The 13,686-nt window shown below is 70.4% G+C and carries 13 protein-coding genes and 1 rRNA gene; 7 read left to right on the plus strand and 7 right to left on the minus strand.

All coding sequences use genetic code 11. The features are described 5' to 3' along the window. Positions 1–161: 161 nt before the first annotated feature. On the plus strand, positions 162–1,286 hold the full coding sequence (locus KIK06_RS21285; RefSeq protein ID WP_268644840.1) for a CapA family protein: 1,125 nt from the start codon (positions 162–164) through the stop codon (positions 1,284–1,286). Between the two features lie 15 nt (positions 1,287–1,301). Here the strand turns inward: KIK06_RS21285 and add are convergent, their stop codons facing one another. After that, positions 1,302–2,348, minus strand: a complete 1,047-nt coding sequence (gene add / locus KIK06_RS21290; RefSeq protein ID WP_268644841.1) for an adenosine deaminase — start codon at positions 2,346–2,348, stop codon at positions 1,302–1,304. Between the two features lie 162 nt (positions 2,349–2,510). After that, the gene (locus KIK06_RS21295; protein ID WP_268644842.1) at positions 2,511–3,968 is read right to left on the minus strand and encodes an aldehyde dehydrogenase (NADP(+)); all 1,458 of its coding nucleotides are present in this window, start codon (positions 3,966–3,968) and stop codon (positions 2,511–2,513) included. A gap of 462 nt (positions 3,969–4,430) precedes the next feature. On the opposite strand from KIK06_RS21295, the gene KIK06_RS21300 reads away from it, so the two are divergent. From KIK06_RS21300 to KIK06_RS21310, 3 genes are all read left to right on the plus strand, one after another. After that, a complete protein-coding gene (locus KIK06_RS21300; RefSeq protein ID WP_026128223.1) occupies positions 4,431–5,021 on the plus strand; it encodes a TetR/AcrR family transcriptional regulator in 591 nt (196 codons plus the stop codon). Then, positions 5,015–5,890 (plus strand): alpha/beta hydrolase family protein, encoded by an 876-nt coding sequence (locus tag KIK06_RS21305; protein WP_017601997.1) that lies wholly within the window; start codon positions 5,015–5,017, stop codon positions 5,888–5,890. The genes KIK06_RS21300 and KIK06_RS21305 overlap by 7 nt, the downstream gene beginning before the upstream one ends. Positions 5,891–6,095: 205 nt before the next feature. Continuing rightward, complete coding sequence (locus KIK06_RS21310) at positions 6,096–6,719, plus strand: HD domain-containing protein (RefSeq protein WP_017601998.1); 624 nt, start codon at positions 6,096–6,098, stop codon at positions 6,717–6,719. A 24-nt stretch (positions 6,720–6,743) separates the two neighbouring features. On the opposite strand, the gene KIK06_RS21315 is transcribed toward KIK06_RS21310, so the two are convergent. The 3 genes from KIK06_RS21315 to KIK06_RS21325 all read right to left on the minus strand — a co-directional run bounded on the left by KIK06_RS21315 (position 6,744) and on the right by KIK06_RS21325 (position 9,585). Then, entirely contained in the window at positions 6,744–7,502 is a 759-nt protein-coding gene (locus tag KIK06_RS21315; protein ID WP_017601999.1) for a sulfite exporter TauE/SafE family protein, read from the minus strand. A gap of 108 nt (positions 7,503–7,610) precedes the next feature. Continuing rightward, on the minus strand, positions 7,611–8,537 hold the full coding sequence (locus KIK06_RS21320; protein WP_017602000.1) for an SPFH domain-containing protein: 927 nt from the start codon (positions 8,535–8,537) through the stop codon (positions 7,611–7,613). A 262-nt stretch (positions 8,538–8,799) separates the two neighbouring features. Continuing rightward, the gene (locus KIK06_RS21325) at positions 8,800–9,585 is read right to left on the minus strand and encodes an ABC transporter ATP-binding protein (RefSeq protein ID WP_017602001.1); all 786 of its coding nucleotides are present in this window, start codon (positions 9,583–9,585) and stop codon (positions 8,800–8,802) included. 56 nt (positions 9,586–9,641) lie between these two features. Here KIK06_RS21325 and KIK06_RS21330 point away from each other — a divergent pair, with 56 nt between their 5' ends. The 3 genes from KIK06_RS21330 (at position 9,642) to serB (ending at position 12,395) form a co-directional block, all read left to right on the plus strand. Continuing rightward, on the plus strand, positions 9,642–10,397 hold the full coding sequence (locus tag KIK06_RS21330; RefSeq protein WP_268644843.1) for a hypothetical protein: 756 nt from the start codon (positions 9,642–9,644) through the stop codon (positions 10,395–10,397). A gap of 112 nt (positions 10,398–10,509) precedes the next feature. Further along, positions 10,510–11,097 (plus strand): DUF1707 SHOCT-like domain-containing protein, encoded by a 588-nt coding sequence (locus tag KIK06_RS21335; RefSeq protein ID WP_017602003.1) that lies wholly within the window; start codon positions 10,510–10,512, stop codon positions 11,095–11,097. Positions 11,098–11,183: 86 nt separating this feature from the next. Beyond that, positions 11,184–12,395, plus strand: a complete 1,212-nt coding sequence (serB, locus tag KIK06_RS21340; protein WP_026128224.1) for a phosphoserine phosphatase SerB — start codon at positions 11,184–11,186, stop codon at positions 12,393–12,395. 108 nt (positions 12,396–12,503) lie between these two features. On the opposite strand, the gene KIK06_RS21345 is transcribed toward serB, so the two are convergent. Together KIK06_RS21345 and rrf are read right to left on the minus strand one after the other, a co-directional pair. After that, the gene (locus KIK06_RS21345) at positions 12,504–13,322 is read right to left on the minus strand and encodes a glycoside hydrolase family 16 protein (protein ID WP_268644844.1); all 819 of its coding nucleotides are present in this window, start codon (positions 13,320–13,322) and stop codon (positions 12,504–12,506) included. A 173-nt stretch (positions 13,323–13,495) separates the two neighbouring features. After that, a 5S ribosomal RNA gene (gene rrf, locus KIK06_RS21350) occupies positions 13,496–13,611 on the minus strand. Positions 13,612–13,686 lie beyond the last annotated feature (75 nt).

Here is a 13,686-nt window from a genome sequence, read left to right on the forward strand (position 1 = left end):
GACCGTGCCTCCGCCCCCGGACCCAGACCATGGACGGGGGCTCGAGCACGCGAGCGGCCGAGCCGCGCTGCCTAACCGCACACCACGGCAAACCAGACACATGGGACACGCGTCCCACTCAACGGACACCCCGACCAGCCCCGCGCTCCAGGAGCCACCGAATGCCGTCACGTCCCCCGAACCCCCGGACCCCGTTGAGCACCGGCGCCGCGCTGCTCGCGGGCGCGCTCCTCGTCACCGCCTGTTCCCCCGGCGACCCGACCGACGACACCGGGGGAGACGCCGCCCTCCAGGGCTCCACCGCCTCACCCACGGAATCGCCCACCACCCCACCCGAGAACACCGGCCCCCTCACCATCGCCTTCGGCGGCGACGTCATGTTCGAGGGCATCCTCGAACCCCGGCTGAACGACCCGTCGACCGCCCTGGGCCCCATCGCGAGTCGGCTCTCCGCCGCCGACCTGGCCATGGTCAACCTGGAGACCGCCGTCACCGAGGGCGGCACCCCCGCCCCGAACAAGCAATACGTCTTCCGTGCCCCCGCCACCGCCCTGGACGCCCTGGACGCGGCGGGCGTGGACGTGGCCTCCGTCGCCAACAACCACGGCATGGACTACGGGACGGACGGGCTGGCCGACACCCTCGCCAACGGCGAGGCCTCACCGGTCGCCCTGGTCGGCGCGGGCGACGACGCCGACGAGGCCTACGCCCCCCACGTCGCCGAGGTCAACGGGCAGTCGGTCGCCCTGTTCGGCGCCACCGACGTTCTGGACGACCACCTCATCGAGGCCTGGACCGCGGGCGAGGGCAAGCCCGGTCTGGCCTCCGTCAAGGGCGAGGCGCGCGGGCGGATGCTGACCGCCGTCTCCGAGGCCGCCGCCGAGCACGACAACGTCGTCGTGTTCCTGCACTGGGGCCTGGAGGGCTCGCACTGCCCGATCGGGCACGCCCCCACCCTGGCCCAGGAGCTGGTCGACGCGGGCGCCACCGCCGTCGTCGGCGGCCACGCCCACGTCCTGTCGCCGGGCGGCTTCGTCGGAGACTCCTACGTCCACTACGGACTGGGCAACTTCGTCTTCTACAACTTCGACGGCCCCACCGCGGAGAGCGGCGTCCTCACCCTCACCCTCGACGACGGGCGCGTCACCGAGTCCGACTGGGCACCCGCGCAGATCCAGGGCGGAGTCCCCGTCCCCTACGAGGGCGCGGCCGCCGACCAGGCCCACCAGACCTGGGCGGGCATGCGCGACCAGTGCGGACTGCCCCTGACCGACTCACCCGCGTAGGAGCCCCGCTCTCGTCTACAGGCCGGGCGCCGCGACACCATGGCGCTCGGCGACGGCGGCGATCTCCGACAGGAGCGCGTGACGGCGCGCCGTGCCCAGGTAGGCGGCACGCACCCCGTTCGCGGCCAACCGCACCAGGTCGGCCGGGGACAGCCCGAGCGCGTGGGCGGTGCGGTACTCGCGGGTCAGGTCGGTGCCGAACATCGTGGGGTCGTCGGTGTTGAGCGTGACCAGCAGTCCGGCGTCCAGCATGCTCGGCAGCGGGTGGTCACCGATCTCCCCGACCGCGCGTGTGCACACGTTGGAGGTCGGGCTGACGTCCACCGGAACCTGTTCGTCGACCAGGCGGGCGACCAGGTCCGGGTCCCGCATCGAGTCGATGCCGTGGCCGATCCGCTCCGCGCGCAGCGCGTCCAGTGCCTCGCGCACCCGTTCGGGGCCGCCGTGCTCACCGGCGTGCGGCAGGCTCGCCAGGCCCGCCGCGCGAGCCCGGCCGAACACCCCCGAGTACTGCTCCAACGGGGTCTCCACCCCGCCGACCCCGAACCCGACCACACTGTGCGGCGCGTCCTTCAGCACGGCCTCGACCGTCCGCTCCGCGCTCTCCAACCCGAAGTCGGCCGGGAAGTCCGGAATCCACCGGAGTTGGATGCCGTGGTCGCGCTCGGCCGCCACCCTCGCGTGCTCGATCCCGTCGAAGACCACCCGGGCCGGGACCCCGCGCATGAGGTGCCCGTACAGGCTCACGTGCAGCTCCGCGTACCGCACGTTGTGCTCGACCAGCCTCTCGGCCACCACGGACGCCAGGAGGGCGAAGTCCTCCTCCTCCCGCAGGGCGCCCACGGACTCCAGGTACACCTCGACGAAGTGCGGGAAGTCGCTGAAGGCGTACCACTCGCGAAGGGACTCCAGGTCGCTCGGGACCTTCGTCAGCCCGTGCTTGCGGGCCAGGGTGAACAGGGTGTCCGGGGGCATCGAGCCCTCCAGGTGGACGTGGAGTTCCACCTTGGGCAGATCCCTGATGAGCGCGTCGACGGCCGCCGGGGTCGGGTTGGTGTCCATGGGCGCGAGACTACGCGCGCGGGCACCCCGTCCCAACCCCGGGCGGCACAAGCTCACACGGGCCCGTGAGATCCCGTTGGAACCCCGGCGGCGCCCGGACCGTGTCCGCCTTGGTCCTCCGCTCCGCTTCGGACCGTGTCCGCCTTGGCCCTCCGCTCCGCTCTAGGCCTCCGGGACGCCGTTCACCCGGCGCGGCACGCCCAGCGGATTGTCGTCGCGCAACTCGGGCGGCAGCAGCGGCTGGGGGACGGACTGGTAGGTGACCGGTCGCAGGAACCGGCGGATCGCCGTGCTGCCGACCGACGTGTGCCCCGGGGCCGTCGTCGCCGGGTAGGGCCCGCCGTGGGTCATGGCGTGCGTGACGGCCACGCCCGTGGGCCACTCGTTCCACACCACACGCCCGGCCAGGGCGGCCCCCATGGACAGGAGCACGGGCGCGACGGCGTCGTCCTCCTCCCCGTGCACGGTGACCGTGAGCTGACCGTGCAGTACGCCCGCCAGGTCCGGGAGCCGTTCCTCGTCGGCGTAGGTGACCACGAGGGTGGCGGGGCCGAAGCACTCCCGCAGGAGGTCGTCGGTGTGCGCCATCAGGGCGTCCAGGTCGGTCCTCAGCAAGGTGGGAGACCAACCGTCAGTGGTCGCACTCCCCCTGACCAGCACCTCGGTGGCCGGGTGGTCGGAGAGGTCGCCCAGGACACGGGCGAAGCCCTCGCCCACCCGCTCGTTGAGCAGCGGTGCCGCGGCGCGCGCCGCGAAGTCCTCGACCAGGGAGTCCAGCGGGGCGTCCTCGGGGACGAACACGACCCCGGGCTTGGTGCAGAACTGCCCGGAGCCCAGGTTGGCCGACTCCGCGTAGCCGGTGAGGATCTCCTTACCGCGCGCGGCCATCGCGGCGCGCGTGACGAACACCGGGTTGAGGCTGCCCAGCTCTCCGTAGAAGGGAATCGGGTCCGGGCGGGAGACCGCCAGGTCGTACAGCGCGCGCCCGCCAGGGATGGAACCGGTGAAGCCCACAGCGCGGGTGCGCGGATGGGTGACCGCGAGCTTACCGGTCTCGACCCCGGTGACCAGGGCGAACGCGCCCTCGGGGGCGCCGGCCTCACTGAGTGCCGCGGTGAGCAGCTCGGCGGTGCGCCGCGCCAGCCCCGGGTGTCCCGGGTGACCCTTGACCACGACGGGGCATCCGGCGGCCAGCGCGGAGGCGGTGTCTCCGCCCGCCGTGGCGAAGGCGAAGGGGAAGTTGCTCGCGCCGAACACCACGACCGGACCGAGCGGCACGAGAAGGCGTCGTACGTCCGGTCGGGGCGTACCCCACTCCGGGTCGGCCTCGTCGATCCCCGCCTCCAGGTGGGCGCCGTCCACCGCGACGTCGGCGAACAGCCGCAGCTGGAAGGTCGTGCGGCCGAGCTCCCCTCGGCAGCGCGCCTCGGGGTAGTGGGCCTCGGCCATGGCGAGGGGGACGAGCTCGTCGGCGGCGGCGTCCAGCGCGTCGGCGGCGGCCCGGAGCAGGCGGGCGCGGTCGGCCGGAGCCATCGCGGCCAGACGCGGGGCCGCGGCGGCCGCCCTTTCCATGACCGCGTCGAGTTCGTCGGGGGTGGTGTCGGGGGCGGCGGTGGTCATGCCTGAACCTCCAGCGGGGGGTGGGTACGCGTCCTTGGGAACGTTCCCACACTGCCACGTCCCCGAGCGGAAAGTGTCGGACCCACGGGGTAACGTCCGCCCCACACGAACAGTGACGATGACAATCCATGCCAGAGACGACGAAGGGGACATCCGTCACATTCGACGGAACCACCTTCATGACCTCGGACAACACCCGTATCACGGGGACAGCGGGCACTTCCGCAACGATCCCTGGAACGAAACTGGAATTTCCACGGAACCAGGTGATTCCGGAAAGGCATCATAGGTGGCGTGACGACAAATCCCCGAAGCTCAACGTCCCAGCGGCCGCGACGGTCCCCTGGCGGCGCGAACGGGTCCCACGTGTCGCGCGAGAGCCGTGGGCCGGCCAACCTCGCCGCCGAGGACCTCGCCTTCGCCCAGGCTCCGCTCCGCAGACTCCCCGCACAGCAGCGCAGCATGCTCAGAGTCCAGCGCATGCTCGACTGCTGCGCGGAGCTCCTCGACGAGATCGGCTACGACAACCTCTCCACCACCCGCATCGCCGAACGCGCCGGCGTCGCCATCGGGTCGGTCTACCAGTTCTTCCCGGACAAGAAGGCCATCACCCAGGCCCTCGGCCTGCGCTTCCTCGACCAGTTCGGCGCCCGCGTCACCGAACGCCTGGCCGACGCCTCCTTCTCCCACTGGACCGTGGCCGTCGACACCGTCATCGACGAGTACATCGACATGCACCGCACGATCCCCGGCTTCCGGAGCCTGCACTTCGGCGACATCGTCGACCGCAGGCTCCTCCACGGCGGCGCCGACAACAACCGGGTCATCTCGGTCCGTCTGCGCGGGATCATCGTCTCCGTCACCGGCATCCCCGACACCGACGACCTCGACCGCGCCATCCACGTGGCCGTCGAAGCCGCCGACTCGGTGCTCAAGCTCGCGTTCCGCCATGACCCGGAGGGCGACCCCGACCTCATCCGCGAGGCCAAGCACCTGGTCAGCAGCTACCTGTCCGACTTCTCCCAGCGCAACGGAGGCGACGACCCGTGGTAGCCGACGCCAGCACCCTCACCCGCCCCCTCACCGGAACGGCCGCCGGTGTCCCCTACCTGGCCCTTCCACCCGCGGCGAGTGACGCCCCGGCACCGCTCGTCCTCGCGCTGCACGCCTTCGAGCCGCCCCGCGGTGAGGCCGCCCTGGCCGGGGCCGTGCCCATGGCCCCGCTCCCCGCATGGCGCGTGTACCTGGGCCTCCCCCTGTTCGGGGCCCGCCTGCCCGAGGGCGGCGTCGCCGAGATCAACCAGCGCGGTGAACGCGACTACCTCGTCGAACTGTTCGGCCCGGTGGTCGAGGAGGCCGCCGCCGAACTGCACCGCGTCGCCGACGCCCTCCGCGCGCTCCTCCCCGTCACCGAGGACCCCGTCGGCCTGGTGGGTGTCGGGGCCGGAGCCGCCGCCGCGCTGCTCGCCCTCGCCGAGAGCCGTCTGCCGATCGGCGCGGCCGCCGTCATCAACCCCGTCGTCGACCCCGCCCTGGTCCTCGCGGCCCGCGAGCGGCGCACGGGCGCCCCCTACGAGTGGACCGACCAGTCACGCCAGACCCGTGAGTGGCTGGACTTCACCGCCCGCGCCGGAGACGTCGCGCACGGCCGTACACCACTCCTCATCGTCAACGGCGGACGGGACGACGTGGTCTCCCCCGGGGACGGCCTGGCCCTGCACGACGCGCTCAGCGCTCAGGGCGCCGAACATGCCCTGCGTCACATCGTCGTCCCCGACCTGGCCCACACGATCGGCCCCGAGCCCGGCCTCGAGCCCGGACCGCTCACCCCGGCCGGCGTCCTCACCGACCGTGCCCTCACCGAGTGGCTCCACCGGCACCTGACCTCTTCCGCGCAGGTCCGGGCATCCGCCGAAGGCTGACGGACCCCTCCCGCGGCGCTGCGCGCATCCGCCCGCGCGCCTCCGGCACCGGCCGTTCATCGTGTGCACCATCCGCCCTCTCCCCACAGCCGTTTGGCGGACGCCGCCGCGACAGCTGGTGCACGTTCCATGGGATCATCCAGTGGCGACCGCGCGAGCGGTCCACCTGACCGTTTTCGACTCATCCATCAGGAGGGCGAACCACGTGACGGAACCGGCACCGGTCTTTGCCAGCGGGGTCGACAACGAGCGGATGAACGCGCAACTGCGCTTCCTACTGGAAGTCGACAAGCTCAAGCGCGTCCTGCGGCAGAACCTGCTGGTCGACGGCTCCCGCCGGGAGAACGCGGCGGAGCACTCCTGGCACCTGGCCCTGGCCGCGCGCACCTTCGCCGAGTACGCCCCCCAGGGCACCGACATCGACCGGGTCACCGAGATGCTCGTCCTGCACGACATCGTCGAGATCGACGCCGGGGACACCTACGTCTTCGACCAGGTCAACACCGAGACCCAGGCCGAGCGCGAACGCGCCGCCGCCGACCGCATCTTCCCCCTGCTGCCCGAGGACCAGGCAGAACGGGCGCGCGAGCTGTGGAACGAGTTCGAGGCGCGGGACACCCCCGAGGCCCGCTTCGCCCGAGCCGTCGACCGCCTGGCGCCCATGCTGGCCAACTGGCACAACGAGGGCGGCACCTGGCTGCGCTTCGGGATCACCCGCGCCCAGGTCATGGAGAAGGTCAAGCTGATCGCGGAGGGCTCCGAGGCCCTGGGCGCCTACGCCACCGCACTGGTGGAGGACGCCAACCGACGCGGGTACTTCAAGGGTTGAGGAGGGCCCCGGGCCGGGAGGGGCTCAGATCCGGCCCATGACGAGCTGGAGGGCGGCGGTCAGTCCCACGACGACCACGCACACCCGCAGCGCCGCCGGACTGAGCCGGCGCCCGTAGCGCGCGCCCAGGTGCCCGCCGATGATCGTGCCGGCCGCGATCAGCGCCACCGCGGGCCAGGCGGGCGCGGCGAAGACGATGTAGAACACCGCCGCCGTGCTGTTGGCGATGGTCGTGAGGACGTTCTTCAGGGCGTTGAGGCGTTGGAGGTCGTCGTCCAGGGCCGTGCCGAGAATGCTCAACAGGATGATCCCCTGCGCCGCCGCGAAGTAGCCGCCGTAGGCGCCGGTCGCGTAGCAGCCCATGGGAAGCAGCGGCCCGCCGTTGGCGGACGCGGGCCTGCGCGACCGCGCCCACGCGGAGATCCGGGGCTGGAAGAGGATGAGGACGCACGCCGCGCCGATCATGAACGGCACGACGGTCTCGAACACCCCCGGCGGCAGGTAGACGAGGAGCGTGGCCCCCGTGATCGCGCCGACGAAGGCCGCGCCGCCCAGACGCAGCATCCGGGTGCGCTGCCCCCTCAGCTCACGCCGGTAGCCGATGGTCCCGCTGAGCGACCCAGGGGCCAGCCCGATCGTGTTGGAGACGGTGGCGGTGATCGGAGGGTAGCCGAGCGCCAGGAGCACGGGGAAGGTGAACAGGGTGCCCGACCCGGCGATGATGTTGATCCCCCCGGCCGCGACTCCGGCCAGGAGGATGGCCGCGGCCTCCCACAGTCCCATCCCCGACACCCCAGCTCCGTTCCGGTCCCCGGATGACCGGAGAAGATTCCCCACAGACTACGAGAACCGGTCATCGGACCATGGGGCCGGGGTACCGGACCCCGGGGCTCAGGAGACCCGGACGACGTCCTCGCGCAGCCGCTCGAAGGCGTCGCCGACGCCCTGGAGCGCCTTGCCCATCTCGGACGGGACGATCCACACCTTGTTCGCGTCACCGCGCGCGATCTCCGGAAGCTTCTGGAGGTAGTGGTAGGCGAGGACGTCCTGGTCGATCCGGCTCGCGTGCAGGGACTTGAACACGATGTGGATGGCGTCGGCCTCGCCCCGCGCCCGGAGCGTCTGGGCGTCGGCGTCGGCCTTGGCGGTGAGCATCTGCGCCTCGGCCGAACCCTTGGCCCGGAGCACCGCCGCGGAGCGCTCGCCCTCGGCCCGCAGGACGGCCGACTGCTTCTCACCCTCGGCGCTGAGCAGCTGGGCGCGTTTCTCACGGTCGGCGCGCATCTGCATCTCCATCGCCTCCTGCACGGAGGAGGGCGGCTCGATGCCCTTGAGCTCGATCCGGCTGATCTCGATGCCCCAGTCGGACGTGGCCTCGTCCAGGACCGTCTTCAGCTCGCGGTTGATCTCGTCGCGGGAGGTGAGCGTGGCTTCCAGATTCATGCCACCGATGACGTTGCGCAGTGTGGCCAGGGTGAGCTGCTCGACCGCCTGGATGAAGTTGGCGACCTCGTAGGTGGCCCGGTAGGCGTCGGCGACCCGGATGTAGACCGCCGAGTCGACCTCCACCGCGAGGTTGTCCTCGGTGATCGCCGACTGCGGTGGGAAACTGACCACCTGCACCCGCCGGTCGATCCGTTCCCGTACCTGGTCCACACCCGGGATGACGATGTTGAATCCCGAGTTCAGCGTTCGGTGGAACTTACCGAACCGCTCGACGACGTCCTCCATCGAGTGCGGGACGATCCGCACGCTCCGCCAGAAGATGAGCAGCAGAACGGCGACGAAGAGCGCGACGATGATGATCGTGGTGGTCATGGGGCAACCCCCGTCTCGAAGCGGGGGGCGAAGATCAGCAGCGGCATCAGGGCGGCTCCGGAATTTCCCAACGGGGTCAGGGGAGCGGGCGCGGACCGCGCATCGGCGGCCCCACCCACCCGATGATCATAAAGCGCGCCGAAATGGAGCGATCCACTCACCGTTCGATGACGCTACCCCATATACCTCAGGAGCTACCACATCCGGACAGACATAGGAATTGTGGTCAATAGATTGCTCCGATTAACTCAATCCCAAATTGTCAGAAGGCGCGGGCGCTCCACCGGTCGCCGTCACGCTCCACCTTCAGGGGCAGGTCGAAGGTCTGCGACAGCGTGTCCGCCGTCATGACCTCGTCCAGCGGACCCGCGGCGACCACACCGCCCTCCCGCAGCAGCAGACCGTGCGTGAAGCCCACCGGGATCTCCTCCACGTGGTGCGAGACCACGACGAGTGTCGGCGCCGCCTCGTTGCGGGCGAGCGCGCCCAACCTCCGCAGCAGGTCCTCACGGCCGCCCAGGTCCAGCCCCGCCGCGGGCTCGTCCAGCAGCAGCACCTCCGGGTCGGCCATGAGCGCGCGGGCGATGAGGACGCGTTTGCGCTCTCCCTCGGACAGCGTGTGGAACTCGCGGTCGGCGAGGTCGCCCACACCCCAGTGGCCGAGCAGCGCACGGGCCCGCCCGTAGTCCGGGATCCCGTACTCCTCCCGGAACCGGCCCAGATAGCCGTAGGCGGCGCTGAGCACCAGGTCGATGACCGGGGTCCCCTCCTCGATCCGCCCCGCCACAGCGGCGCTCGCGTAACCGATCAGCGGCCGCAGTTCGAACACGTCGACACCGCCGAGCCGCTCACCGAGGATCTCCACCGAGCCCCCCGTCGGGAACAGCTGACTGGAGGCGACGTTGAGCAGCGTGGTCTTTCCCGCGCCGTTCGGTCCGAGGATGACCCACCGTTCACCCTCCCGGACCGTCCAGTCGACCCCGTTCAGCAGAGCCGAACCCCCGCGCCGCACCGTGACCCCGTTCAGGCCCACCACACGCCCGTCCATCGTCCTCCCTCACCTCACGTCCCGCACCGGTGCACCGGCCGACCTACCCTGTAGCAATGCATCTCACGTCCGCACCGCTCGTCGCCTGGGGCAACGCCTGGCTGTCCGGACACGTCGGGCTGGACGACGCCGTCGACGCCGTGGAGCGCCGCGGCGGCCCCAGCCTGATCGGGACAGTACCCGCCGACGACCTGCCGTTCGACAGTGGCGTCCCCCTCCGGTCCGCACTGGTTCGCCTGGGCGGCCTCGGGTTGTCGGTGTTCCGGCTCGCGCTGCCCACCTGGGGGGATCCGCTGGGACTGGTCGGCCCCAAGGAACTCAACCAGGCCGCCGTGGAGGCCAGGGAAGGCGTCCTGGTGCAGCTCGCCGGCGAACAGGTGGGCCTGGTGCCCACACCCGACCGGCGGGGATCATCCTACGTGGGCGTTTCGTGGACGCCGTTCCGGGCCACCAACGCCGTGCCCCAGGTTCCCGATCTGGCCGAGGCCGAGCAGCGGCTCAAGCTGACCCTCCTCGAGGTCACCCGGACCCTGGAGGGGGTGGACGACGTCACCGGGTTCGGAGCCGAGGCCCTCGGCGCCCTGGAGACGCGGCAGTCCCCTCCGCTCGCGCACGGCTACCCGCCGCGGGCCCACCGACTGGCCGCCCAGGCCGAGCGGCTCGCGTACATCGTCGAACTGGCCGAACCGCTCTCCGGCCGGGGGCTCACCGCCCACCAGGCGGAGAGTCGCCGTGAGGCGCTCCGGAAGCTCGACATGGCCGTGCGCCGCGCACAGGTGGCCGCGCACGCGGCGATCGCCCCACGCGGTTAGCCGGCGCCGAGGTGACCGAATCTCGGGGTTCTCCCAGGGGAATCACCTGATCCGACACGACGGATCTCCCCCAATACTGGATGGCAGGTGGACACGAGGGAACGAGGAGACCATGCAGCCCGACCACATCCGAGCCTCCGACGCGGACCGCGACGAGGTCGCCGCCAGGCTTCGGGAAGCCCTGGCCGAAGGCCGGCTGAGCCCGGTGGAGCTCGAGGAACGGTTGGACGGCCTCTACCGCGCCAAGACCGTCGGCGAACTCGCACCTTTGGTCCGGGACCTGCCGACGAACCAACGGGAGGAACATCCCGCCCTGGGAGCGGAGGCTCGGGACCTGGCCGGACGGAGCAAGGGATCGGAGAACCTGGTGGCCGTCTTCGGCGGCTGCGAGCGCAAGGGCCGTTGGCTGGTGGAGCCGCGCACCAACGTGTCCGTGCTGTGCGGCGGAGTGGAACTGGACCTGCGTGAGGCCGTCCTCAGCCAGAACGAGGTGACGATCCAGTTGGCCGTCATCATGGGCGGGGTCGACATCACCGTGCCGCATGGGGTCAGGGTGATCAACAACACGTCCGCGATCCTGGGCGGGACCGACGTGCACGGTACGGACCAGGTCACGGAGCCGAACGCGCCGGTCGTCCGGCTCACCGGCACCTGCATGTTGGGCGGAATCGACGTCAAGGCGAAGCAGCCGAAGCGTTAACAGCTGTCCATATAGTGAACGACCTGCGAAAAGAGGCTGACCTGCCGATCACTCGCAGGTCCGGGCCGAGTACCGTGGATGGCGTCATGAATGATGAAACCACGTTGTCGGTCACGGTGACCGGACGAGACCGTCCGGGCATCAGCGCGCGTCTGCTCAGCACCCTCTCCGTCTTCCCGGTGGCCATCGTCGACCTGGAGCAGGTCGTCCTCGGTGGTCGCCTGGTCCTGGGGGCGATCCTGGAGGTGGACGAACGCGTCGCCCCCGGCGTGACCCGGCACCGGGTCTTCGAAGAGGTCCGCGGCGCGCTGGACAAGACCGCGATCGACCTCGACATGGAGACCGAGTACGGGGACGGAAACGGTCGGGTCAACGCCTACGACCCCAACCGCCTGCACGTCACCGTCCTGGCGGATCCGCTCCGCCCCGGCGCCCTGGCCGCGATCACGTCCTGTGTCGCCCGGGCGGGGGCCAATATCGACCGTATCGAGCGGCTCTCCAGCTATCCCGTGACCTCCGTCGAGATGGACATCTCCGGGGGCAGCGCCGACCAGCTCCGCGCCGAGCTCGCGATGGAGGCGAGCACCCAGGCCGTGGACGTCGCCGTCCAGTCGAGCGGGCTGCACCGCCGGGGCAAGCACCTCATCATCATGGACGTGGACTCGACCCTGATCCAGGGCGAGGTGATCGAGCTCCTGGCCGCCCACGCCGGTTGCGAGGCGGAGATCGCCAAGGTCACCGAACAGGCGATGCGCGGGGAACTGGACTTCGAGGAGTCCCTCCGTGCCCGTGTCGCACTGCTCCGCGGCCTGGACGCCTCCGCGATCGACCGTGTGCGCGAGGAAATCGTCCTGACCCCGGGCGCCCGAACCCTGGTACGTACGTTGAAGCGCCTGGGCTACGAGTGCGGCATCGTCAGCGGCGGGTTCACCCAGATCACCGACTCCCTGGTGGAGCTCCTGGACCTCGACTACTCGGCGGCGAACACCCTCGAGGTCGTGAACGGGAAGCTCACCGGTGAACTGGTCGGGCCGATCATCGACCGCAAGGGCAAGGCGACGACCCTCCAGCAGTTTGCCGACGAGGCCGGGGTCCCGCTCACCCAGACGGTCGCCATCGGGGACGGCGCCAACGACCTGGACATGCTCCAGACCGCGGGGTTGGGTGTGGCCTTCAACGCCAAGCCCGTGGTCCGGGAACAGGCTGACACGTCGGTGACCGTTCCCTACCTGGACGCGATCGCCTTCATCCTGGGCATCACGCGCGAGGAGATCGAGGCCGCCGACCTGCACGGGTAGGGCGCGGGTGAGGCGGGGGCAAGGACCTCCCGCCCCGGTTCGCGCGTACCCGTGCGCCCAGCCGTGTCGCACCGGGGGGAGTCGGACCGACGGGAGAACCGCGGTGGGTCAGTCGGCTGCGGCGGCGCTCCCACGGAGGTGGCTGGTCGGAACGCCGTCTGGCCGGTAGCCCCGCACATAGTCGACGACGAAGTGTTTCGGGCGGGCGGTTTCGGGCTCCGGGCGTTCAGCGGGGAACTCGTAGATGTTCAGCATCAGCTGCATCGGGTAGTCCGGGGACTGGTCGAGACTGCGCTGGAGGTGGCCGTCGATGAAGAAGGCGACGTGCTCCGGGGTCCATTCCACGGTGTAGGTGTGGAATCGACGGACATCGATCTCGACTCTGACCTGTGTGAAGTCTTCGTGGAGGGTGGGGTCGTCGAAAGGATGGACGCCCATGCCGACCGCCGCCGACTCGGGTGAGACGTCACGTCCGAAGATCTCGGCGACGCAGATCTCCCCCGACCGCTCAGGAACCTCCTCGTAACCGATCATCCACAGAGCCACCATGCAGTCCGCATCGGCGATGGCCTTGGCACGCATCTCGATCACCCCGTAGTGGGGTGTGTAGAGTCGCTGGTTCTTCCACTCCTCGCGGACTCGGGCCGCCGGGTGGACGCCGTGCTGACCGATGTCGCTCCCGAGCGGCCCGGCGAACAGGCCGGTCTGGAGGCTCGAGACGCGCATCTGCCCGTCCAGGGGAGGCGCCCAGGGCTGCTGGTCATCCTCGATTCTCAGATCCAGGTGCCCGCCGCCGACTCGGTAGCGAGCCGCCGCAGCGGCCCGGCTCGACCACTGCGGCAGGTAATAGGGGATCCACCGGGTGGGGTCGAGTCGCTCACCGGTGAAGTTCTCGTCGAATTCGAGCACATAGCCTGCCTTGGTCACCGGATCAGGCTTCGGAGGGTAGTTGGGCGTAACAGTCAACAGGCTGCCTTCCACTAGATCGCGGCGAGTGTACGCGATGCCTCCGACAAGGCCAGCAGGATTTTCACATGTTCACAATGGTCGGCGCAAAAAGAAGGGGGCCGCCCCGTCAAGGACGACCCCCCCAAGAAAAACCGTGGCAGCGACCTACTCTCCCACCCCACCACAGGGCAGTACCATCAGCGCACAAGGACTTAACGACCGGGTTCGGAAAGTTACCGGGTGTAACCCCTCTGCCATAACCACCACGGAAACCCAACACCACCACAACCCCCACCCCCACAAAGGGAACCAAGGAGCCACAGCGGAAAACCGTGTGAAACAG

The organism is Nocardiopsis sp. EMB25, assembly GCF_026797795.1.
GTDB classification, from domain to species: Bacteria; Actinomycetota; Actinomycetes; order Streptosporangiales; family Streptosporangiaceae; genus Nocardiopsis; species Nocardiopsis lucentensis.

Coding starts and splice junctions, on each gene's coding strand:
- KIK06_RS21285 (WP_268644840.1), top strand. CDS start 162: ATGCCGTCACGTCCCCCGAACCCCCGGACCCCGTTGAGCACCGGCGCC.
- add (WP_268644841.1), bottom strand. CDS start 2,348: ATGGACACCAACCCGACCCCGGCGGCCGTCGACGCGCTCATCAGGGAT.
- KIK06_RS21295 (WP_268644842.1), bottom strand. CDS start 3,968: ATGACCACCGCCGCCCCCGACACCACCCCCGACGAACTCGACGCGGTC.
- KIK06_RS21300 (WP_026128223.1), top strand. CDS start 4,431: ATGCTCAGAGTCCAGCGCATGCTCGACTGCTGCGCGGAGCTCCTCGAC.
- KIK06_RS21315 (WP_017601999.1), bottom strand. CDS start 7,502: ATGGGACTGTGGGAGGCCGCGGCCATCCTCCTGGCCGGAGTCGCGGCC.
- KIK06_RS21320 (WP_017602000.1), bottom strand. CDS start 8,537: ATGACCACCACGATCATCATCGTCGCGCTCTTCGTCGCCGTTCTGCTG.
- KIK06_RS21325 (WP_017602001.1), bottom strand. CDS start 9,585: ATGGACGGGCGTGTGGTGGGCCTGAACGGGGTCACGGTGCGGCGCGGG.
- KIK06_RS21330 (WP_268644843.1), top strand. CDS start 9,642: ATGCATCTCACGTCCGCACCGCTCGTCGCCTGGGGCAACGCCTGGCTG.
- KIK06_RS21335 (WP_017602003.1), top strand. CDS start 10,510: ATGCAGCCCGACCACATCCGAGCCTCCGACGCGGACCGCGACGAGGTC.
- serB (WP_026128224.1), top strand. CDS start 11,184: ATGAATGATGAAACCACGTTGTCGGTCACGGTGACCGGACGAGACCGT.